The following is a 21,407-nucleotide window of genomic DNA, read 5'->3' on the forward strand; positions in this document are numbered from 1 at the left end:
GACATGACCCGTTCATTACGAATCCTCTACATCGCCATCTTCCTGGGTCTGCTGTTGATCCTGGGCGCCTGGTCGCTGCGCAGCTTCAGCACGTTCTCGACTTCGGCCGAGACCACCGTACTCAACGGCAAGTGGACCAAGGCGGCGGAAACCCATTACGACGATGAGTTTCCGATCAAGCGCCTGGGCACCAACCTCTGGGCGGCGCTGGATTACAAGCTGTTCAACGAAGGCCGTCCCGGCGTCGTGCTCGGCAAGGACCAGTGGCTGTACACCGATGAAGAGTTCGATGCCGTTGCCAACGGCGAGCAGAACGAAGCGGACAACCTGGCGTTGATCCAGGGCGTACGTGACGCGCTGGAAAAACAGGGCACCAAACTGGTTCTGGCCATCGTTCCGGCCAAGACCCGTCTGTACCCGGAACACATCGGCGACACCAAGCCAGCCAGCCTGCACGCCGATCTGTATCAGCAGTTCCATGCGCAGGTCGCCAAGGCCGGGATCTTCGCTCCCGACCTGCTGGCACCCTTGCAGGCGGCCAAGCAGAAGGGCCAGGTTTTCCTGCGCACCGATACGCATTGGACGCCGATGGGCGCCGAAGTGGCTGCGCAGCAACTGGGCGTCGCCATCGCCCAGAAAACGCCGCTGGAAGGCGAGCCCGAACAGTTCGTCACTCAGGCCAAGGGCAGCGAGTCGTACAAGGGTGACCTGACCACGTTCCTGCCGCTGGATCCGCTGTTCAGCAACATGCTGCCAAAGCCTGACGAGCTGCAGCAACGCAGCACCGATCCGGTTCAGGGCGAACCCGCTGGCGATGATGCCCTGTTCGCAGACAGCGACATTCCGGTCGGTCTGGTCGGCACCAGCTACAGCGCCAACCCGAACTGGAACTTCGTCGGTGCGTTGAAAGAAGCCCTGCGCAGCGACGTCGTCAACTACGCCGAAGACGGCCATGGCCCGATTCTGCCGATGCTCAAGTACCTGCAGACCGACGCCTTCAAGAACACCCCGCCGCAAGTGGTCATCTGGGAATTCCCGGAGCGCTACCTGCCGGCTCACAACGACCTTGGCGAGTTCGATCAGCAGTGGATCGCCGAGCTGAAAAAATCGCGAAATACCCAAGATAACGTGGCGTTGAACGCCAACCCATCCGAGTCGCCCAACCGGGCGCAAAACTGAGAGGACTGACTCATGACCCAACACACGACTGCAAACCGTTCGAACAAGAACCGTTTCTTCAAAACCTGCGCACTGGCCGCAGGCCTGGGCCTGATGTCCCTGCAAGCCTTCGCAGGTGACTCCGCCCTGTACGGCCCGACCGCTCCGAAAGGCTCGACCTTCGTGCGTGTCTACAACGCCAGCAACGCTGAAATCAGCGCCAGCGTCGGTAACACCAACATGAACGAAGTCGCGCCACTGGGCAGCACCGCGTTCAGCTTCATGCCACAGGGCGACTACACCGCCAAGCTGGGCAGCCAGAGCGTGCCGGTGAAACTGGCAGGCGATCACTATTACACCCTGGTCAACAACGCCAGCGGCAAACCGCAACTGATCGAAGAACCACCGTTCAAGAACAAGCAGAAATCCCTGGTTCGCGTGCAGAACCTCAGCGACAAGGCACTGACCCTGAAAACCGCCGACGGCAAGACCGATGTGGTCAAGGCTGTGGCAGCCAAGGGCACCGGCGAGCGTGAAATCAATCCGGTCAAAGTCAGTCTGGCGCTGTACGACGGCGACAAGAAAGTCACCGATGTGAAACCTGTGGCCCTGGAGCGTGGCGAAGCCGCCGTTCTGTACATCACCGGCAGTGGCAGCAGTCTCTCGCCAGTGTGGGTCAAGCCACCGGTTGCAACCCGCTAAAGGATAAAGCTGGGCGGTTCATGGCAATGCCCTGAACCGGCCGGTGCGGAACAAGAAAAAGACAGAAACGACAGACAGCACGTACAGCCCATATTGAATGCTATTGGAGAAATAAAATGATTCCAGTGATCTTGTCAGGTGGTAGCGGTTCACGACTCTGGCCGCTTTCGCGCAAGCAATTCCCTAAACAGTTCCTGGCACTGACCGGCGACCAGACCCTGTTCCAGCAAACGCTGCAGCGTCTTGTATTCGACGGCATGCAGGAGCCGATCATTGTCTGCAACAAGGAACACCGTTTCATCGTCAGCGAGCAACTCGCGGCCCTGAAACTGGAAACCCAGGCGATTCTCATGGAACCGTTCGGCCGCAACACTGCGCCGGCCGTGGCCCTGACCGCCATGAAACTGGTCAACGAAGGTAACGATGGCCTGATGCTGGTGCTGCCGGCCGACCACGTGATCGAAGACCAGAAAGCCCTGCAACGCGCGCTGGCACTGGCGACTGTGGCCGCCGAGCGTGGCGAAATGGTGCTGTTCGGCGTACCGGCGAACAAGCCGGAAACCGGTTACGGCTACATCAAATCCACCGCTGATGCACTGCTGCCGGAAGGCGTGAGCCGCGTGTCGCAGTTCGTCGAAAAGCCTGACGAAAAACGCGCCAACGAGTTCGTCGAGGCCGGTGGTTACTACTGGAACAGCGGCATGTTCCTGTTCCGTGCCAGCCGCTTCCTGGAAGAGCTGAAAAAGCACGATCCGGACATCTACGACACCTGCCTGCTGACCCTGGAGCGCAGCGTTCACGATGGCGACGCCGTTGAAATCGACGCCTCCACTTTCGCCTGCTGCCCGGACAACTCGATCGACTACGCCGTGATGGAAAAAACCCAGCGCGCCTGCGTCGTGCCGCTGTCGGCAGGCTGGAGCGATGTCGGCTGCTGGTCGTCACTGTGGGAAGTGAATGCCAAGGATGCCAACGGTAACGTCACCAAGGGCGACGTCGTGATCCAGGACAGCCGCAACTGCATGATCCACGGCAATGGCAAGCTGGTGTCGGTGATCGGTCTGGACAACATCGTGGTCGTCGAAACCAAGGACGCCATGATGATTGCCCACAAGGACAAGGTCCAGGGCGTCAAGCAGATGGTCAACACCCTGAACGAACAGGGCCGTACCGAAACCCAAAACCACCTCGAAGTGTACCGTCCATGGGGTTCGTATGACTCCGTGGACATGGGCGGCCGCTTCCAGGTCAAGCGTATCTCGGTCAAGCCGGGCGCGTGCCTGTCGCTGCAAATGCACCACCACCGCGCCGAGCACTGGATCGTGGTATCCGGTACTGCGCAGGTAACCTGTGACGAGAACGTGTTCCTGCTGACCGAGAACCAGTCCACCTACATCCCGATCGCTTCGGTCCATCGCCTGAAAAACCCGGGCAAGATTCCATTGGAAATCATCGAAGTCCAATCGGGCAGCTACCTGGGCGAAGACGACATCGAGCGTTTCGAAGACGTCTACGGCCGCTCGGGCGCGCTGGAAGCCGGTGTGAAGACGCAGACCATCGCGCGCTGATCAGCGGTTAGCAAAAAAACGGTAGAACACCGGCCCCTGTCACTGTCTTGCGTATCCCATCCGCAAGACAGTGGCGGGGGCTTTTTAGTTGTTGCGATTCTTCGTTGTGGAAAACTCATGCACCGGCCCGGAAAGGCCGCGAGACCTGCAAAACAAGGCATGAACCTGATCATAGGCAGGTACCTGTTTCAATAACTTGCTCAATGGCACGGACTTTCCTGGTTTGACGATCAGCACATCGTGATAATTTTCAACGTGCTGGATCGATGAGGCTGAAATCGCAGGCTTGCGATTCAACAATTGTGAGTGGTAAAGACCATTAGCAAATTTACTGTCGAAAGCCGATGAGTAGGCGATTTCATAATCGCGTGACTCCATACCGCATTCGATGACCTCCACAGGAGCGACTTGAAGCTTTCTCGATTGAAATCGGTACAGTTCGCTTCGAGATACGGACAGCAGATTGTCTGGAGGCGCGTAAAAACCAAGCTTGATGGGTGCGTTATAAATCTTGTGCACCGGTGATCGCAGCCTTCCATGCCCGTGGATAATAAGATCCTTTTTAGCAACGGGACTGTGTGACTCAAATTGTTTTATCGTGAAGTCTGGATAATCCAAAGTGACATATTTCTTATAACCGGCCGGCCTGAGCGTGAACCTTGAAGTACTTCCAGTTGCTTCCAATGCGCTGCTTCTGGCATCCCGCGCGGTGCTTGGCAGTAGGGGCAACACAGTCGGCAAGGGCTGAGGATCAGCCTCAAGCAGTTCTGGATCATTTATATCGTTCGGCTGAGTGCCACATCTATCCTGCTGGCACATCGGATTATTTTTGACCATACGGTACAGATTCAACCCATCCACGTTCCCCGCCGGATCCGGATTGATCCATCGCTGCAACCACGATGCGTAATACCTCAACCCGTAGTAATACAGCCCTGTCACGTCTCGCTCCTTGCCGGAATAGCGCACGGTCTTGTAACTCGCTTCAATGGCACTGCGCGCCGCCCACCATGAGGTGCCACCGAACGGGTAGTAACTTTCCTGGCTGATCAGGTGCGCCTGCTCATCAAGCTCCAGCGTGCCGGAGCCCAGGTGGTCGTTCAGCGTGTAGCGGATCTGATCGTTGTCGAGGCTGTCCGGCTGGCCAGCTTCCCAATGCAACACCCGCAAGCCGCTGCGTCCGGCCTGACCTGTGATGACGTACAGCATTTCGCGAGTGGCAGTGTTGGTGCGGATTTCCAGTCCTGGCAAGTAACGCACTTCGGCTCGATGGACCACGGACCCTGCCTGAGTCACACGTACTTTGCGTACACGCTGGCCGCTGGCGTCGTAACGGTAATGCTCGCTGTCGTCTTCGCCGGCTTCACGTATCACCGGGCGCACATCCTGCAACTGGTTGCGTCGATCCCAGCTCAGGTTCTGTCCTGCTTGCAGCGCTAACAGATTGCCATTTGCGTCGAACGCGCGGGCTATTTCCTCTTCACCGGGTGGCAGATTGTCGATGACCGGCAGGCTGCGATTACTCCGCCTGGCCACAGCCATCGTTTGCGAATGGGACTGTGCGCCAACGTGGGTCAACTGCAGCAGATTGCCACTCGCATCATAACGATAGGTTTGCGTGTAATTGGCCAGTTGCGCAGGATCGGGCGGGCTCTGAAAAAACGGGAAAGTCGGTCCGTGCTTGACGGTTGCGGCTTCTCGGCCTGTTGCCTCGACCAATTGATATAGGGTGTCGTACCGATATGTCGACACCGGATCGATACGTTGATTGGCGTAATACTCGGTCGGCTGAGCGCAGTCTTCGATGCGCAGGACATTGCCAACCGCATCGTAGGCGTACAGCAGATTCTGCAACAGCGATCCATAGGCATTCGTTGCTTTCAGCTCCACAAGCCGACCGTCTTCGCTCTGATAAACCGCGGTGCTCACCACACCATTGCCTGCTGTTTCTGACACAACGCGGTTCTGAGCGTCGTAGCGGATATCGCTGACCAGTGTCTTCTCCGACTGATTCCCAAGCTGCAATCGGCTGGCCTTTAGCTGACCGGCGACCGTCTGGTCCAGGAAGTGAACACTGCCCAAGGCATCGGTCCGCTGTATGACCTCGCCCAACGGGTTATAACGCCAATGCGTGGTCGCGCCGTTGTCGACCTCCAGCGAGGCGTTACGCTCAGGAATTGATTCAGACCAGTCCGGGCTGTCGAGTTCACGCAGAAAATGCCGGGTTTGCGCTATCACAGTACCGGTCAGACCGAACTCGCCGTTCAATCGGGTGCCTGCCGGATCATCGTGGCGACTCAACTGACCACACAGGTTTCGCGCTGCCAGGTCAGGCCCGCCATAAAGCAGGCGTTCCACACAGCGCTGGTCTTCGAACACAGCCGTCGGCCTGAGCAGCGCATCGTACTGCATGCTTCGTACAATCTTTCGACCGTCCCAGACGTATATCGGCTGCTCACTCTCTCCTGGCAACACGACCCGCCAGCCGGCATCAACGCTGTCGGTCGACAGAACAGAACCGCTCAGCGAATGCCTGGAAATCACATTGGCCGCGGCCTGAACGGCCCACAAGCGAGCGTCCCAGCGTCCAACCAGACGACCCGCGGCATCGAACGCAGAGCGGTCAACCCGGATCTCCGGCTCATCGGCAGCGTTCAGGCGAAAGAATGCAGCCGAACGGACAGGCATCCCACGAGGGTCCGTCACCTGCAAGGTGGGCGTATAGCAATGTAACGAGGTGTTTGCTGTATTCACGGCCGAGTCGTCCTTGAATGACCTCTTCAAAGTTTAGGTGTTCTGGACGAATACACCGGCAGAGGAAGAAGAAATGATCATGCAATGGATCAGTGGACATCGAGATCCTCAATGCCCTCATGGCCCCCTTCAAACACAGCGAGGAGCTGCCGACGGCCCCAGCGAGAAATAAGTCATGTCCCGCGCAATGTCTATCGTCTGCACTGTTATTTCTGTCAGTAGCCAGAAGTTCTCACTCTGCTTAACGTTATCGGGTAGTCAGCCGAACCGTCTGCAAGTATCAACTATGGGCAAAAGGCAAAAATCACAAGCGTACTGCTCGGGAGTAAAGCCGAGTTGCCGACGTCCAAAATTTATACCTTCGTATGACTGAGCGCTGCCAATCATAAAACCCGGATGATGCAAGCGTGCCTCATCCAGGCTGCACGTCCCCAGCGAGTGGCAGGCGGACGGCAACTGGCAGGATTGTGCCAATGCCTGCCGTGCGCAATGGCTATCGCCCGCAAACCCTGGAGTTTCGCGCATTAGCCGGGCCGGACAGGCCTAACAGTTGTGCCAGTATCCTGAGGTCGCTGTGTTTGCTTTTCTTGGATTGAGTAGTAATCACTCATCAGGAGATGGCCATGAACGGCGAAGACGAAAGAAAAGTGGACAGTGAACAGCCTCAGCAGACTGACAGGGCAGCAGACACCGAGCCCTCAACTGCAGGAACGGAGCAGGAGACAACGCCCAGCCTTGAGCAAGCACAGCACCCCGTTGAAGAACCGAGCGCCCTCGATGCCACGACCCTGGCACTCGATGAAGAGCGTCATCGACTGGCAACGTGGATCAAGGAATATTCAAGCGTACTTAAAAAGAGAATTGAAGACGAATTAGGCGCTGTCGAAAAACTCATCGACACTGGCCCTGACCAGCCACCGCCGCACCCTGAGAGCATGGACACACTTGACGCTGAAAGACTTGCGAAACAGCAGGAACTCCAGCGTTTGTCGACGGAATTCAAAGACCGTTTAAGACACCTGATTACAAGCGCAGATGAAGCGTTGCGTCAGGTCGAAGAAAACATAGCGGAATACTCACGTTCTGGCGGATCAATGCTAAGCGGCTGCCCTGGAGGGGGTGGTGTATCGGGCGGAGTGTGCAGGCCTTTCACCAACGAGCATCGAAGTACGTGGCAAACCACCTACCACGGAGGCCGAACCCTGCGCATCATGGACGCCATCCTGCCCGGTACCCACGACTCGGGTATGGATAAAGACGCCAGTTACACCCAAAGCTGGGAAACCTGCCAGGATATATCGCCGCATCACCAATTGATGAACGGTATCCGGGTGCTGGACCTCAGAGTGGAATTCAAGGAAAACGCTCCCATCAGTAGCCACTCTCGTTTCAGCATTTACCATAGCCTCAATTCCGGCCGTACCGTTGGTTACGACATCCTGGAAGGGGTCAAGATGTTCCGCAACCATAAACCCGCTGAAGGAAATCCAAAAAAAGAAATTGTCATCCTCGACTTTCATCAGTTCAAGAACTTCACTGATGCCGCGCACAAAGAGCTTCAAGCCCTGATCAAAAACAGCTTGGGCGCCGCAATAATTCCACGCTGGATGAATGCGCTAACGATAGAGCAAATCTGGAATCACGGTGATTATGGCGTGGTCATTGCCTACGAAGACGATCGACGGGATCCGTTATTCTGGGACGGTGTCAAACAGAAATGGATAGGCGAAAACTTCCCTTCTACCGGCACACTAAAGGAGTACATGGACGACATCGCAACCTATCCCAAACCTTACAACGAACTATGGTCCATCCAGTGCGCCAAATACAACAAGCCTCCCCTCGGCACACCGGATGACTTCTCCGATAAAATTCGTGAGTGGTTCTATTCAGAGGATCAAGGGTCTTACATTCAAAAATTTTACATTATCAATACCGACTGGTCGTTGCGACAGCGACTGGTTGATAACTGCATTCACGCCAACAGAATCAGGGCAGAATCCAAGGCATGGGGTGGAACGATTGACGTGCCCCAATCTGAAGAATATCAAATCAATTACACGGGACGTTACCTTAACGTACGGGTGTGGAATGGCCAGTGGACAAGGAGGCTGCGGCTACCAGAGGGTGGATATGAGACTTGCCCGTTACAGATAAAGAGTACTGCGGATTACTCAACCGAGCTGATGCTTGCGGGATCGGATAATCCATCAGTCTCTATTACCCTTAATAAGGGAGACGTCGTCTCGTTCGTATTAAGAGATAAAAAGTGGCGCATGCTGGGATCAAACTGAACCCACCTGTTTTCGATTTACTGAAAGCAGGAAACCCGTAAGGGTTAATCATGATCCGGGGCACAAAGCAACGGCCACAGGGTCGGCTCAGGTCAAAGGGTCGGAACACCGGGGCGATGCGCTGATACCCGAACGGATGGGGCAGGAATTGAACAGGGCCTGATCAAAGGACCCGGTGTGTAACGCATCACTGCGGCTGCGCTTCCACGCCTCGTCCGACCTTATTGGTCAACGGCCCTTCCCTTTCTGTAGGATGTCCAGCACCGCCCCTCGCTGGAGACCCGCTGCATGCTGATCGGCATCCTGTTAATCCTGACCTGGCTCATTCTGCTGCTGCGCTACCCGGCGAAGGCCCTGCCGGTGTCGCTGGCGGCAGCTGCGGGGCTGGGAATAGTGGCCGCCATTGTGATCTGGCAGGACAGTCGCGAGACCCGGCAGTTGGAGCAACTGGATATCCGTCTGGCCTACGCGCCTCAGCAATGTCCGGCTGATCGTCCGTTGCAAGTCTCAGTCACCAACCGCAACACGGCGTCGCTATTGGAACTGCGTTGGCGGATCGCTGCGTATGCGCCCGGCGATACGGTCAATCTGGCGGATAACACCTACACTTCTGCGCGCTACCGTGGCCCCGGCGAGTTGCAGGCGGACGGCAACTGGCAGGACTGCGTGCCGGTGCCTGCGCTGCGCAATGGCTATCGCCCGCAAACCCTGGAGTTTCGCGCAGAACATCTGCAAGGCAGTTTCTCGGACTGATCCCTAAGGACATCGACATGCCCATCGCTCTCATCACTGGCTGTTCCAGCGGAATAGGTCGCGCACTCGCCGACGCCTTCAAGGCGAACGGTTACGAAGTGTGGGCCACGGCGCGCAAGCAGGAAGACGTCGCCACGCTGAGCGCAGCCGGTTTCATTGCCGTGCAACTGGATGTCAACGACAGCATGGCACTGGAACAACTCGCTGCCGGGTTGGAACACAGCGGGCTCGATGTGCTGATCAACAACGCGGGTTACGGCGCGATGGGGCCGTTGCTGGATGGCGGCGTCGAGGCGCTGCAACGGCAATTCGAAACCAATGTGTTCTCGGTGGTCGGCGTCACGAAGGCGCTGTTCCCGGCGCTGCGCCGCAACAAGGGACTGGTGGTCAATATCGGCAGCGTTTCCGGCGTGCTGGTGACGCCGTTCGCGGGTGCCTACTGCGCCTCGAAAGCGGCCGTGCATGCACTCAGCGATGCGCTGCGTCTGGAACTGGCACCGTTTGGCGTGCAGGTGATGGAAGTTCAGCCGGGCGCCATTGCCTCGAGTTTTGCGAAGAACGCCAGCCACGAGGCCGAGCAGTTGATCAGCGAGCAGTCGCCTTGGTGGCCGATCCGTGAAGGCATCCGTGCCCGCGCCAAGGCGTCGCAGGACAACCCCACACCCGCCACCGACTTCGCCCGCGACCTGCTCAAGGCCGTCCAGCAAGCCAACCCGCCGCGTCTTCTGCGCCTGGGCAACGGCTCACGCGTGCTGCCGCTGATGTCATGGCTACTGCCCAAGGCATTGTTGGAAAGCGGACTGCGCAAGCGGTTCGGGTTGAATGCGTCGTTGTGATACGCCGTAACCTGCTCGTGCCCACGCTCCGCGCTCATCGTTATACACAAATCGACCTGAAGGAACGCGCTATCCGAAAGTGGGAGCGGACTTGTCCGCGAATACTGATTTGCAGACGCTGCATCTTCGTCGGATGTATTAACTTTTCGCGGACAAGTCCGCTCCCACGGTCATAACCGTGCCCGCTCCAAACGCTTATCGCGACTTGTGTATAACGATGAGCGCTCTGCGTGGGAATGCCTCCCAGGACGCTCCGCGTCCGCTCTCGAATGTGGCTCAGATGCGTGGCCAAGCTCCGCCGTTATCCACGTCATGCGCTCGGCTCACTGGATCCGTAGTCTGTGCCATTTGTGACGCGGAGCGTCACGGGAGGCATGCCCACGCGGAGCGATGGGCACGATCAGTGTTGAGCCGGATTTGTGAGCGCAGAGTGGGAACGATCATACGCGGCGTGTGAGGAATGATCAGAGGGGCAAGATCAGCCTGGCGTCACAATCACCGTGCATGTCATTCCCGCTGACAACTGCACACCGTCCGGCACGCGATCCAGATGGATGCGTACCGGTACACGCTGGGCCAGGCGGACCCAGTTGAAGGTCGGGTTGACGTCGGCGACCAGCTCGCGGCTTTGTGGGTTGTCGCGGTCATAAATACCGCGCGCGATGCTTTCGACGTGGCCCTGGATCACCCCACCACTCATCAATTGCATGTCCGCCGGATCACCCACTTTCACGTGCGGCAGTTTGGTTTCTTCGAAGAAGCCATAGACCCAGAACGAGTTCATATCAACCACCGCCATCTTCGCCTCGCCAATGCGCGCGTAGTCACCCCGATGCACGTTCAGGTTGGTGACATAGCCATCCACCGACGCCAGCACGCGAGTGCGCGACAGGTTCAGTTCCGCCGCCTCCAGCTGTGCCTGAGCCAGTTGATAGTCCGCCAGCGCCGAGGTTGCGACGGTGCTCGCGTCATCACGGTTTTCCGCCGAGATCACCAGTTCGTCCATGTCGGCGCGGCGTTTGGCGTTGAGCTTGCGCATCTCCCAGGTGGCCTTGCGCGAGGCCAGCAGCGCCTGGGCCTGCCTGACTGCAATCCGGTAGTGCTCCGGGTCGATCTGCATCAACAGGTCGCCGCGCCTGACCTGCTGGTTGTCGTGCACCGGCACATCGATCACGGTGCCGGAGACATCCGCCGCCACATTGATGATGTCGGCGCGCACACGGCCGTCGCGGGTCCAGGGCGTGTCCATGTATTGGACCCATAACGTGCGTCCGATCCACAGAGCCAGCGCCAGAAACAGCAACGTGGCGATCACGCTGAAAAACTTTTTCATCCGAAGATTTCCCGAGCCAGACATCAACGATAAAGAGGCAGCGCCAGCGCGCCGAACAGACAGGTGAACAGGCTCAGGCGAAGTAACGCCGGATGCCAGAAGTGGCGATACAGATCCAGCCCTGCCAACAGGCGATCCAGCCCCCAGGCCAGGGCCATCGCAAGCAGAAACATCAGGCTCACGGTCGGCATGTACAAACCATGAAAGGCGATCTCACGCGGCATGGGCCACTCCAGAAAAACCAGCTACGCAGCCATAGGCAGCCATGGGTGATTGAGGGTTCAGCAACGAAGAGCGAATGAAGTGCAGGTAGCTTTTCACCCGGCGCAGCACCGAAGTATCGAAGTGCGAGGCAAACGGCTCGTCCGCTTCCTGAACCCGATTGAGCGCCTGATCGACTGCCAGCAGACAACGCTGCAGGTTGTTCTCGTCAGGCTGGATGAACAGACGGACCAACGCCCGTCCCATTACCCGCAACGCAATGCGCCAGGGTTGATACTCGGCATAGCTTGGATGAACCGGCAGCACGGCCTGCTCGCGACGCAGCTCGATGATCGCGTGACCGACTTCCAGCACGACGAACATCCAGCGCAACAGTTCACGCTGCACCTCAGGTCTGCCGATGGCCAGGCCATATGCCTGATGCATGAGGTCGCGGGTCTGACTCTCGAAACGCGAACCCAGTCGTTGCAAGGGCGCACTGATCGCGAACACCACCTGATCACGCAACGCCTGCTCGAGTCGCTGCCACATCCAGCGGCTGTTGGGCGGCAGGATGATTGCGCCCGCAGCGGCACAGAACAGCATGCCGATCACCATGGCGATGTAATCGTTGATGAACGTGTAAGGGTCATAGACCGTCAGGTTGTCCGGCACCGAGCCGATGCTGAAAAAGATCAGCAAGCCCAGCCCGTACCCGGTCCATTGCGGCCGGGAACCGAGGAAAGCACCCAGCACGAAAACCGGTGTAAGCAAAACGCACAGCAAAGGAAAGCCATCGATCTGCGGAAACAGAAAAAAGGTTTCGACAAACCCGAGCAGCGCGCCGAGGAGCGTGCCGCAAGCCATCTGAAACGACATGCGTCGGGGATTGTGTGTGGTCGAAGACAGCGCGACGGTTGCAGCCGAAGCCAGCGTCGTGACCGCCCCGCTGGGCCAGGCGGTCAGCACCCAGTAAGCGCTCAACAGCGCAACCACACACGTCGCGCGAACGCCCGCAGCCGCTGCCGTCATCCAGTGCGTGCGTGGCACGAAGGGCTCATTCCACTGCTCACGCACATGCTGATGATCGGCCAGCGATGCGTGGGTCTGGGCATAGCCGAGCAACTCGTTCAGAAGGCGATACAGCAGCTCGAATGCCGTATGAAAATCCAGCCATTGGGCCTCGTCGGGAACCGCTTTTTCAAAATCGGCACGCAAATGCCTGACCGTATCCGGCCACTGCGCCTTGAGTGTTTCCAGATGCGCGACCAGTCGCCCAGCGTCGGGACTGGTCAAGGGCTTGTCGGCAAACGCATCGAGCAGCGCGGTCAACTGATCGAGTCCCGGCTCGACGTGACTCAGCACAGCGTTCGAACGCTCGACACGTAGCCGCTCAAGCAGTTGATGCAGCGCGTTGAAACGCGTGGTAACGGCCATGAACTCGCTGTTCAGGCGGTTGAGCCGTCCGTTGCGTCGGCGCATGTGCGGGTCTTCGAATACCGTGACGCTGCGCAGCCCCTCCAGGCCGATGGCTTCTGCGACGAATCGCACGTTGCCGGTCTCGAAAGCGTCTTGCGCCTGAGTGCCGCGAAGGCCGTCGATCACGAAGCGGGCGAAGACACCAAACCGTTGATAGAGCGCGTTGCGCATCGCCGCACTGGCGCTCTGCGGCAGCACCACCGCGCTGACGGCAGTCGCACAGAGAATGCCCAGCGAGATTTCCAGTACCCGCCACACCGCCGCCATGAACGCGCCTTCCGGATGCGCCAGCGCAGGCAGGCCGATCATGGCGGCGGTGTAACCGGCGAGCACGAAACCATACGCACGAAAGTTGCGATAGCGCGCTGCACCTGCCGAACAGAACCCGACCCACAGCGCCAGACAACCGAGGAACGGCACCGGGTTCTGGGCGAACATTGCCATCAGCAGCACCATCATGGCCGAGCCCGCCAGCGTTCCGAGCAGCCGGTAAAAACTCTTGGCGAATACCTGCCCGCTTTGCGGCTGCATGACGATGAATACGGTAATGATCGCGGTGCGCGGCTGCGGCAGTTCAAGGCGCAGCGCTAGCCAATACGTCAGGAATGCGGCGATCAATACCTTGCCGATATAGATCCAGGTCACGCCGTCGCTGCGCGCCCAACCGTTGAACTCACGACGCCAGGGCAGCGCGATAATCCGATGAGCAAGCGTGGTCATATCAGTGGTCGACCTTCTTGCCCGTTTCAACAAAAGCCGCAGGTAAATCGTTTCCCGCCGACAACCCGCCACCCAGCGCCACCACCAGTCCGGCATAGGCGCTCAGGCGCGCAGCCTCGACCTGCTGCTGAACCTGTTGTTGACGAAACAGCAGGGTCTGGGCGTTGAGCACATTCAGGTAATCGGTCAACCCGCGCTGATACGCGATCATGGCGATGTCGTACGTCTTGCGCGCCGACGCCACCGACTCGGCTGCGTACACCTGTTGCTTGTCGAGCGAGGCGCGACGAATCAACTGGTCGGACACACTTTGCAGCGCCGTGACCAGCGTCTGGTTGTAATGCGCAACCGCCAGATCGTACCCGGCCGACGCGCGCCCCAGTTCAGCACGCAGACGTCCGCCGTCAAAGATCGGCAGCGTGAGCGCAGGGCCTGCCTTGTAGCTGAACTTGCTGCCGGTCAGAAACTCCAGCATGCCGCCCCCTGTCGCCATGTAACCCAGACTGGCGACCAGATCGACGTTGGGATAGAAATTGGCATGGGCCACGTCCAGGCCTCGCGCCTGCGCGGCGACACGCCACTGACTGGCAACCACATCAGGCCGCTGGCCAAGCAGTTGCGCAGGCAGGGCCGACGGCAGCGTCAGTTCAGTGTTCAGCGCAAGGGCGGGACGCTGCAAGGTCGCTCCGTCACCCGGCCCTTTGCCCGCCAGTGCCGCCAGTTGATTACGCCCCAGGGCGATGGCTTCTTCGAGCTCGTCGATCTGCCGATGGATCTCCGGCAACGGCGCCTCAGCCTGACTGACTTCGAAGTGCGTGCCCAGGCCGCCCTTGAGCCGACGTTGCGCCAGCTCCAGCATCTGCTGTTGCTGGGCCAGAGTCGCTTGGGCGATCTCCAGGCGGGCGAAGTTCAGGGAGAATTGGATGTAGGCGCGGACGACATTTTCCTGCAACTCAAGCTGAGCCTGCCGCTGCTCGGCGGCACTCATGTGCGCCAGGTCAAGCGCCTGTTCGCTGGCGCTACGCTCGCGTCCCCACAGGTCAAGCGCGTAACTCAGACCCAGCGAGGCATTATTGTCCCAGGTGTGACTATCGGCGAGCGCACCGGGGCCATAAAACTGATCGCTCGGCCATTCATGACGCGCCAGACTGGCGGTGCCCTGAACCTGCAGCGACTCGGCGGATTCGGCCACCCCCGCCATAGCTCTGGCGTCCCTGACTCTTGCGGCAGCCATGGCCAGGCTCGGACTGCCAAGGATCGCGAGCTCGATCCAGCGATTCAGTTGCGGGTCGTTGTAGACGCGCCACCACTGCTGGTTCGGCCAGTGTGCGCTGAGCGCGGCGCGCTGAATGGCCTGATCGGTGGCCAGACTGTCGGCGGGCAACAGGTCACCCTTGGGTCCGATTCCGCCGGTTCCGATGCAGCCGCTGATGACGAACGATAAAGCCATGAGACCGAGGGGCTTGAGCCCTCTGATGATGCGACGCGGCACAGCTGCGAATTCCCGACCGGTAATGAAACGCCTCGAATGGCGGCGATTCTAGGCGGCGCTCGACATGGCGATAAGCAGGGAGATGTGTGATTCTTTATTACCGAAACGGCGATAATCCATTGGTATGACTGACATGCTGTTGTTACTTCATGTCACAATTTGTCGTCTATTGAAGCTGTTCCATTCAGAGAAGAACCATGGACACCCTGCAAAACATGCGTGCCTTCAGTTGCGTGGCGCAAGCGGGCAGCTTTACCGCCGCAGCGGCGTTGCTCGACACCACCACCGCCAACGTGTCGCGTGCCGTCTCCAACCTGGAAGCGCACTTGCAGACCCGTCTGCTCAATCGCACCACGCGCCGTATCGCGCTGACCGAAGCCGGCAAGCGCTATCTGCTGCGATGCGAACAGATTCTGATGTCTGTCGAAGAGGCCGAAGCCGAAGCCAGCGACGCCCATGCGCGTCCGGCCGGGCAGCTCAAGATGCATTCGATGCCGGGTGTCGGTCAGCATTACGTGGTCGATGCCATCGCCCGTTATCGGCGCAGCCACCCGGACGTGTCGTTCGACCTGACGCTGACCAGTCGTGTGCCTGATCTGCTGGAAGACGGTTACGACGTGTCGATCGTGCTGGCCAGCGAACTGCCGGACTCGGGCTTCGTGTCTCAGCGTTTGGGCATCACCTACAGCATCGTCTGTGCATCGCCGGAGTACATCAAGACGTTCGGCACTGCGCACAAGCCTGCGGACCTGCTGAACCACGCCTGCCTGCGTCTGGTAAGCCCGGTGTTTCCGCTGGAGAAATGGCTGTTCGACGGCCCGGACGGTCAGGAGATGGTCACCATCACCACCTCGCCGTTGCTGGTCAATTCGGCGGATGCCATGAAAACCGCGATTTCCAGCGGCATGGGTGTCGGTATCCTGCCGATCTATTCGGCCATCGAAGGCCTGCGCAACGGTACGCTGGTGCGCATCATGTCCGACTATCGCTCTCAGGAGTTGAACCTGTACGCCATCTACCCTTCGCGCCAGTACCTGGATGCCAAGATCAAGACCTGGGTCGAGTACCTGCGCGGCTCGCTGCCGGAGATTCTCGCGGCGGATGAAGCGGATCTGCACGTGCAGGCGCTCAAGAACATGTCCTGACGTCGTACAACTGTAAAAAGCGGCTGCAATCAGGCGGGCAGGAATGTTAGCGTGCTACTCATTCAACCCGCTCAAGAGTGACTGCCCAATGAAAAAAACCGTACTCGCCTTCAGCCGTGTGTCCCCTGAAATGGCCGAGCGCCTGTCGCACGATTTCACTGTGATCGTCCCCGACCCGAAGCGTGGCGACCTCAATGCCCAGTTCGAAGAAGCCCTGCCCGAGTCCCACGGGATGATCGGTGCCGGCCGCAAACTGGGCCGCGAACAGTTGGCGAACGCCAGCCGTCTGGAAGTGGTATCGAGCATTTCGGTGGGTTACGACAACTACGACGTCGGCTACCTGAGCGAGCGCGGCATCATGCTGACCAACACGCCGGACGTGCTGACTGAAAGCACCGCCGACCTGGGTTTTTCGCTGATCATGAGCAGCGCACGCCGCGTGGCCGAGCTGGACGCCTGGACCAAGGCGGGCCAGTGGACACGCAGCATCGAGGCGCCGCATTTCGGCACCGATGTGCATGGCAAGACGCTGGGTATCGTGGGCATGGGCAACATCGGCGCAGCCATTGCGCGCCGTGGCCGACTGGGTTTCAACATGCCGATCCTGTACAGCGGCAACAGCCGCAAGACCGAACTTGAGCAGGAATTGGGCGCACAGTTCCGCAGCCTGGATCAGTTGCTGGCCGAATCCGATTTCGTGTGTCTCGTGGTGCCGTTGAGCGACAAGACTCGCCACCTGATCTCGCGCCGCGAGCTGAGTCTGATGAAGCCGAGCGCGATTCTGATCAACATCGCACGCGGTCCGATCGTCGACGAACCGGCGCTGATCGAAGCCCTGCAGAACGGCACCATCCGCGGCGCAGGCCTGGACGTGTACGAAAAGGAACCGCTGAGCGAATCGCCGCTGTTCCAGCTCAAGAACGCCGTCACCCTGCCCCACATCGGCTCGGCCACCACCGAAACCCGTCAGGCCATGGCCGACCGTGCCTACCACAACCTGCGCAGCGCACTGCTGGGTGAGCGCCCGCAGGATCTGGTCAATCCGCAGGTGTGGAAGGGTTGATTGCACAGCAGTTTGCTGCCTGATCGTGCCGATGCTCCGCATCGGCATGCCGCCCGGGACGCTCCGCGTCCCTTTGGGTCAGCGCAAGAGAACGTCAACGTGAGGGCTGACTGATGCCTGCGGTCGGCAACGCCACCGGCTTTACCTTCCTGAACACCAGCACATTCCCCGCCATCACCAGCACCAGCCCGACCAGCGCAGCCGAGGTCCACTGATATCCTTCGACCCACGCCGAGATGTTCAGCGCCACGACCGGGAACAGCACGGTGCAATACGCCGCACGCTCCGGACCCATGCGGCCGACCAGTGTCAGGTACGCGGTGAAGCCGATCACCGAACCGGGAATGACCAGGTACAGTAGAGATCCCACGTAACGAGTATTCCATTCGAACGTGAACGGCGTGCCGCTGAGCAGGCAGTACAGGCCGAGAAGCGTTGCGCCATAAAACATGCCCCAGGCATTAGTGGTCAGCGGACGCAGACCGGCTTTCTGCTGCATGCTCGACAGCATGTTGCCTGCCGAAAAGCACAGCGTGCCGAGCAACGCCAGACCCAACCCGATCAGGGTCTGATGGCTGGCACCGTGCCCGGACAGTTCAGGCCAGAACAGGCAACCCAATCCCAGCAATCCCAGCGCACCGCCGATCAGGACATTGCTGGCGATCTTCTGGCGAAAAAACACCCGCGCATTCAGCGCGTTCCACAAGGTTGCGGTCGAGAACACGACGGCGATCAGGCCGCTGGGGATCCACTGACTCGCGGTCAGAAAACACATGAAGTTGACGCAGAACAGACAGACACCCTGCGCCAGACAGATCAACTGACCACGCCGATTGACCGGCTGCAGCCGCCGGGTGATCAGCAGAATCGCGAACAGTACCAGCGCGGCCAGCGCGAAGCGATAGACGATGGAGACAGGAATGGCGACCTCGCCGAGCTGGAGCTTGAGCGCAATCCAGGTCGTGCCCCAAATCAGCACGGTCAGCAGATAAAGCGAAATGTTCATGACGCAGGCTCCTTGATGAGCCATCAGTCTGCTGCGCGCCTCGCCATGCGCGCTTGCACAATCTTGCGCATTTGATCGACGGGGTGCTGGCAGCGGAGCCTGTCGCAGGTAGGATGAGCGTCATAGAGGAATCGCCATGCCATCCATCGAATCCATCCAGGTCTTTCAGGCCCTGAACAGCTCGCCCCACTCCTGTCTCGAACAGAGCGCGACGCTGGGCGATGGGTTGATGGCAGCGCTGTGGAACAACCGGCATGACTCTCAGGAATATCACGCGCCCACCCACCACACGCTTTCCTGCTACATCGAAGACGGCACCGGCACCTTCCGGCGTGACAGGCCCGATCAGAAAGGCTCGCCGGGCAAACTCTGCATCCTGCCTGCCGGACATGAGTCTGCATGGATCGTGAACGGCGAAATCCGTCTGGCGCACCTGTATTTCAGCGCCGAGCAATTCGCACTCAGTTGCGTCACGCTGCTGGATCGCGAGCCGCGCGAGATGCAGCTGCAGGAGAACACCTTTCTCGACGATCCCGCACAGACACAGCGTTTCCAGCAGTTGATCCGCCTGAACTGGGCCGAGCCGGGGGAGCGTTTACTGACCAGCAGTCTGGCGCACGAGATGATCGGTCATGCACTGCTGAGCCAGACCGGGCAGCGCGAAGGTCTGCGTTTGAAAGGCGGGCTGGCGCCACACTTGCGAAGGCAACTGGTGGACTTCATCGAGACGCACCTGGCAGATCCGCTGAGTCTCGGCCAGCTGGCAGGTCTGTGCGCCCTGTCGGAATACCACTTCGCCCGCATGTTTCGGGAAAGCTTCGGGCTGCCGCCTCACCAATACCTGCTGGCACGACGCCTGGAACAGGCGCGTCGGTTGCTGCGCACCACCGGCAAACCGCTCGGCGAGATTGCGCTGGCCTGTGGATTTGCCAGCGCCAGTCATTTCAGCAACCGGTTCCGCCAAGCCATGGGCGCGACACCCGGTGAGTACCGCATGGCACTGACGGCGCTCTAATACATCTGATCGAGCGCGGCCAGCGGGCTGAGCATTACGGCGCAACCGGCCAGCGTCAGCACCCAGCGTGGCCGGAAGGGCATCAGCGAAACCAGCACCACGGCGCTGGCCATCAATACCGCACACCACTGCACCAGCCCGATGGCCCAACCGTCGGCGTCCACTGCAGGCCAGAGCGAAACCAGCAGCGCACCCCAGCCGATCAGTTTGAAGTTCAGTCGACGACGCTCGGTAAGCGGTCCCTTGCACAGCTCAACGTAATGACGCGGCATGGAAAGGCACAGCGCCGCAAAACCCAGATAGCACAACAACGCCGCAAGCAGCATCAGTTCGCCTCCTGCGGGCCGGCCTGCAGCGGCAGGCTGTCCGGGCGCAGTGCCTTGCTGGCAGGTGACGACGTGAACTTCGTCGCCGTCCAGCCCAGAAACAGCCCCGTCGCAAAGGCCGTCAGGTCAAAGGCTGCGAGCACCCAATGGCCTGCGGCAAGCGAATCCATCAGATAGCGCCCGCTGGTCAGCAGATCCAGCAGCGGCAATGCGGCAAACAGAAATGCACCTGACCACAACTGCTCACGCCAGGCACTGCGACCACGGCGCACCAACGCGTGCAGCACGGAAACGCCCCAGACACTGAAAAACACACTGACTTCCCACTCCGCACGCCCGGCCAAACCTGCGGGTATCACGCGATTGGCCCAGAAAAATGCAGCCACGGCGATCATCAGGCCGGACATGCTGGCGATGTTCAGCACCTCCACCAACCTCAGCTCCAGTGGCAACACACCGCTTTTAGCGTGCTTGAGTTGACGTTTGCCCAGCCACATCACCAGTCCCGTGCCGATCATGGCAGTGCCTGCGATGCCGAAAATGAAGTACAACCAGCGCAACAGTGGATCGGCAAAATGGCCGACATGCAGGCCGTACATCGCGCCTGAAACCTGCAACGCCATTGGCCGTTCCGGCACTTCGTCCTGCAACTCGCCGCTGACGCCGTTGAAGGTCAACGCACCGCCACGCTCCAGCACGATGCTGCCCTTGTCATCGCGGGTCAGCAGAACCGATGCCGCCGCATTGCCCGGGTTATTCACAATCACCCGCCCGACATGGCCGGTTTCCCAGCGCTCGGTCGCCGTCTTGACCAGAGGCGCCAGCGCAATCAACGGCGCGGGATTGCCTTCGGCTTTGACGGAACGAGAAGCCGGAAACGCTTCGCTATAGAACGCCTGAACGTTGCCGTAGGCGGTCAGGATGCTGGCGGGCATGACCATCGACATGAAGATCACCAGACTGCTGTAGGTGATCATCAGATGAAACGGCAGCACCAGTATGCCCAGTGCGTTATGCCCATCGAGCCAGGAGCGCTGGCCCTTGCGAGGACGGAAAGTGAAGAACTCCTTGAAGACTTTCTTGTGAATGATGATGCCGGTGACCAGCGCGACGAACATCACCATCGCGGCGATGGTTGCCAGCCAGCGACCCCACGGGTACGGCATCTGTAGCTGATAGTGGAAGCGGTAGAAGAAATCTCCACCCCGCGTTTCGCGCGCCTGCACCTCGGCACCGGTCTGCGGGTCGAGCAGCTTGCGCACGAAATTGTTGCGCTGACCCGCCTTGCCTTCCGGCAGCCAACCCACCGACAGCCCCGGCGTTCGCTCGTCAGGCAGACTGATGAACCAGCGCGACGCACCGGCAGCATGGGTTTGCAGGTAGGTCTGGGCCAGTTGCACGCTGGCGCTGGCATTGAGGGTGCGTGCCGCAATCTCCGGCTGCATCCACTGGGTGATCTCGTCCTTGAAGTACGAGAGCGTCCCGGTCAGGAAAATCGCGAACAGCAACCAGCCGAACAGAAGACCGATCCAGGTGTGCAGCCAGGCCATCGCCTGACGGAA

General features: G+C 59.5%; 17 protein-coding genes. 9 read left to right on the forward strand and 8 right to left on the reverse strand.

Annotated elements, in window-relative coordinates:
* The first annotated feature begins 3 nt into the window (after positions 1-3).
* The 3 genes from CFBP1590_RS21375 (at position 4) to CFBP1590_RS21385 (ending at position 3,428) form a co-directional block, all read left to right on the forward strand.
* On the forward strand, positions 4-1,179 hold the full coding sequence (locus CFBP1590_RS21375) for an alginate O-acetyltransferase (protein ID WP_058432329.1): 1,176 nt from the start codon (positions 4-6) through the stop codon (positions 1,177-1,179).
* Between the two features lie 12 nt (positions 1,180-1,191).
* Positions 1,192-1,860: an alginate O-acetyltransferase AlgF gene (locus CFBP1590_RS21380; protein ID WP_004886260.1), complete on the forward strand. Its 669-nt coding sequence runs from the start codon at positions 1,192-1,194 to the stop codon at positions 1,858-1,860.
* 116 nt (positions 1,861-1,976) lie between these two features.
* A complete protein-coding gene (locus tag CFBP1590_RS21385; protein WP_025994632.1) occupies positions 1,977-3,428 on the forward strand; it encodes a mannose-1-phosphate guanylyltransferase/mannose-6-phosphate isomerase in 1,452 nt (483 codons plus the stop codon).
* A gap of 84 nt (positions 3,429-3,512) precedes the next feature.
* Here CFBP1590_RS21385 and CFBP1590_RS21390 read toward each other — a convergent pair whose 3' ends face one another.
* Positions 3,513-6,182, reverse strand: coding sequence for an RHS repeat domain-containing protein (locus CFBP1590_RS21390; RefSeq protein WP_231991753.1), 2,670 nt, complete (start codon positions 6,180-6,182; stop codon positions 3,513-3,515).
* 623 nt (positions 6,183-6,805) lie between these two features.
* Here CFBP1590_RS21390 and CFBP1590_RS27985 point away from each other — a divergent pair.
* The 3 genes from CFBP1590_RS27985 (at position 6,806) to CFBP1590_RS21405 (ending at position 10,065) form a co-directional block, all read left to right on the forward strand.
* The gene (locus CFBP1590_RS27985) at positions 6,806-8,476 is read left to right on the forward strand and encodes a hypothetical protein (protein ID WP_191625393.1); all 1,671 of its coding nucleotides are present in this window, start codon (positions 6,806-6,808) and stop codon (positions 8,474-8,476) included.
* A 288-nt stretch (positions 8,477-8,764) separates the two neighbouring features.
* Entirely contained in the window at positions 8,765-9,229 is a 465-nt protein-coding gene (locus tag CFBP1590_RS21400; protein ID WP_043303071.1) for a hypothetical protein, read from the forward strand.
* 17 nt (positions 9,230-9,246) lie between these two features.
* Entirely contained in the window at positions 9,247-10,065 is an 819-nt protein-coding gene (locus CFBP1590_RS21405; protein ID WP_088235874.1) for an SDR family oxidoreductase, read from the forward strand.
* 478 nt (positions 10,066-10,543) lie between these two features.
* Here the strand turns inward: CFBP1590_RS21405 and CFBP1590_RS21410 are convergent, their stop codons facing one another.
* Genes CFBP1590_RS21410 through CFBP1590_RS21425 form a run of 4 tightly spaced genes read right to left on the reverse strand, consistent with a single transcriptional unit; the run spans position 10,544 to position 15,290 of the window.
* Positions 10,544-11,398, reverse strand: coding sequence for an efflux RND transporter periplasmic adaptor subunit (locus CFBP1590_RS21410; RefSeq protein WP_029242282.1), 855 nt, complete (start codon positions 11,396-11,398; stop codon positions 10,544-10,546).
* Positions 11,399-11,421: 23 nt separating this feature from the next.
* A complete protein-coding gene (locus tag CFBP1590_RS21415; protein ID WP_004886281.1) occupies positions 11,422-11,622 on the reverse strand; it encodes a DUF1656 domain-containing protein in 201 nt (66 codons plus the stop codon).
* Positions 11,612-13,798, reverse strand: a complete 2,187-nt coding sequence (locus tag CFBP1590_RS21420; protein ID WP_088235875.1) for an FUSC family protein — start codon at positions 13,796-13,798, stop codon at positions 11,612-11,614. The genes CFBP1590_RS21415 and CFBP1590_RS21420 overlap by 11 nt, the downstream gene beginning before the upstream one ends.
* A 1-nt stretch (position 13,799) precedes the next feature.
* Positions 13,800-15,290 (reverse strand): efflux transporter outer membrane subunit, encoded by a 1,491-nt coding sequence (locus CFBP1590_RS21425; RefSeq protein WP_088235876.1) that lies wholly within the window; start codon positions 15,288-15,290, stop codon positions 13,800-13,802.
* A gap of 197 nt (positions 15,291-15,487) precedes the next feature.
* Here CFBP1590_RS21425 and CFBP1590_RS21430 point away from each other — a divergent pair, with 197 nt between their 5' ends.
* Both CFBP1590_RS21430 and CFBP1590_RS21435 read left to right on the forward strand, forming a co-directional pair.
* A complete protein-coding gene (locus CFBP1590_RS21430) occupies positions 15,488-16,435 on the forward strand; it encodes a LysR family transcriptional regulator (RefSeq protein ID WP_004886288.1) in 948 nt (315 codons plus the stop codon).
* An 88-nt stretch (positions 16,436-16,523) separates the two neighbouring features.
* Positions 16,524-17,498 (forward strand): 2-hydroxyacid dehydrogenase, encoded by a 975-nt coding sequence (locus tag CFBP1590_RS21435; protein ID WP_088235877.1) that lies wholly within the window; start codon positions 16,524-16,526, stop codon positions 17,496-17,498.
* Positions 17,499-17,592: 94 nt separating this feature from the next.
* Here CFBP1590_RS21435 and CFBP1590_RS21440 read toward each other — a convergent pair whose 3' ends face one another.
* Positions 17,593-18,504 (reverse strand): DMT family transporter, encoded by a 912-nt coding sequence (locus CFBP1590_RS21440; RefSeq protein ID WP_058432969.1) that lies wholly within the window; start codon positions 18,502-18,504, stop codon positions 17,593-17,595.
* A 136-nt stretch (positions 18,505-18,640) separates the two neighbouring features.
* Between CFBP1590_RS21440 and CFBP1590_RS21445 the strand changes: the two genes are divergently transcribed.
* Entirely contained in the window at positions 18,641-19,519 is an 879-nt protein-coding gene (locus tag CFBP1590_RS21445; protein ID WP_029242277.1) for an AraC family transcriptional regulator, read from the forward strand.
* Here CFBP1590_RS21445 and CFBP1590_RS21450 read toward each other — a convergent pair.
* Positions 19,516-19,845 (reverse strand): DUF3325 domain-containing protein, encoded by a 330-nt coding sequence (locus CFBP1590_RS21450; protein WP_058432967.1) that lies wholly within the window; start codon positions 19,843-19,845, stop codon positions 19,516-19,518. The two genes, CFBP1590_RS21445 and CFBP1590_RS21450, sit on opposite strands and share 4 nt — an antisense overlap.
* Positions 19,845-21,395, reverse strand: a complete 1,551-nt coding sequence (locus tag CFBP1590_RS21455; RefSeq protein WP_167383127.1) for a PepSY-associated TM helix domain-containing protein — start codon at positions 21,393-21,395, stop codon at positions 19,845-19,847. The genes CFBP1590_RS21450 and CFBP1590_RS21455 overlap by 1 nt, the downstream gene beginning before the upstream one ends.
* Positions 21,396-21,407: the final 12 nt, after the last annotated feature.

It is taken from the genome of Pseudomonas viridiflava (assembly GCF_900184295.1).
In the GTDB taxonomy this organism is placed as follows: domain Bacteria; phylum Pseudomonadota; class Gammaproteobacteria; order Pseudomonadales; family Pseudomonadaceae; genus Aquipseudomonas; species Aquipseudomonas viridiflava.

Coding starts and splice junctions, on each gene's coding strand:
- CFBP1590_RS21455 (WP_167383127.1), bottom strand. CDS start 21,395: ATGGCCTGGCTGCACACCTGGATCGGTCTTCTGTTCGGCTGGTTGCTG.
- CFBP1590_RS21430 (WP_004886288.1), top strand. CDS start 15,488: ATGGACACCCTGCAAAACATGCGTGCCTTCAGTTGCGTGGCGCAAGCG.
- CFBP1590_RS21450 (WP_058432967.1), bottom strand. CDS start 19,845: ATGCTGCTTGCGGCGTTGTTGTGCTATCTGGGTTTTGCGGCGCTGTGC.
- CFBP1590_RS21400 (WP_043303071.1), top strand. CDS start 8,765: ATGCTGATCGGCATCCTGTTAATCCTGACCTGGCTCATTCTGCTGCTG.
- CFBP1590_RS21415 (WP_004886281.1), bottom strand. CDS start 11,622: ATGCCGCGTGAGATCGCCTTTCATGGTTTGTACATGCCGACCGTGAGC.
- CFBP1590_RS21380 (WP_004886260.1), top strand. CDS start 1,192: ATGACCCAACACACGACTGCAAACCGTTCGAACAAGAACCGTTTCTTC.
- CFBP1590_RS27985 (WP_191625393.1), top strand. CDS start 6,806: ATGAACGGCGAAGACGAAAGAAAAGTGGACAGTGAACAGCCTCAGCAG.
- CFBP1590_RS21440 (WP_058432969.1), bottom strand. CDS start 18,504: ATGAACATTTCGCTTTATCTGCTGACCGTGCTGATTTGGGGCACGACC.
- CFBP1590_RS21420 (WP_088235875.1), bottom strand. CDS start 13,798: ATGACCACGCTTGCTCATCGGATTATCGCGCTGCCCTGGCGTCGTGAG.
- CFBP1590_RS21385 (WP_025994632.1), top strand. CDS start 1,977: ATGATTCCAGTGATCTTGTCAGGTGGTAGCGGTTCACGACTCTGGCCG.
- CFBP1590_RS21405 (WP_088235874.1), top strand. CDS start 9,247: ATGCCCATCGCTCTCATCACTGGCTGTTCCAGCGGAATAGGTCGCGCA.
- CFBP1590_RS21375 (WP_058432329.1), top strand. CDS start 4: ATGACCCGTTCATTACGAATCCTCTACATCGCCATCTTCCTGGGTCTG.
- CFBP1590_RS21435 (WP_088235877.1), top strand. CDS start 16,524: ATGAAAAAAACCGTACTCGCCTTCAGCCGTGTGTCCCCTGAAATGGCC.
- CFBP1590_RS21410 (WP_029242282.1), bottom strand. CDS start 11,398: ATGAAAAAGTTTTTCAGCGTGATCGCCACGTTGCTGTTTCTGGCGCTG.
- CFBP1590_RS21445 (WP_029242277.1), top strand. CDS start 18,641: ATGCCATCCATCGAATCCATCCAGGTCTTTCAGGCCCTGAACAGCTCG.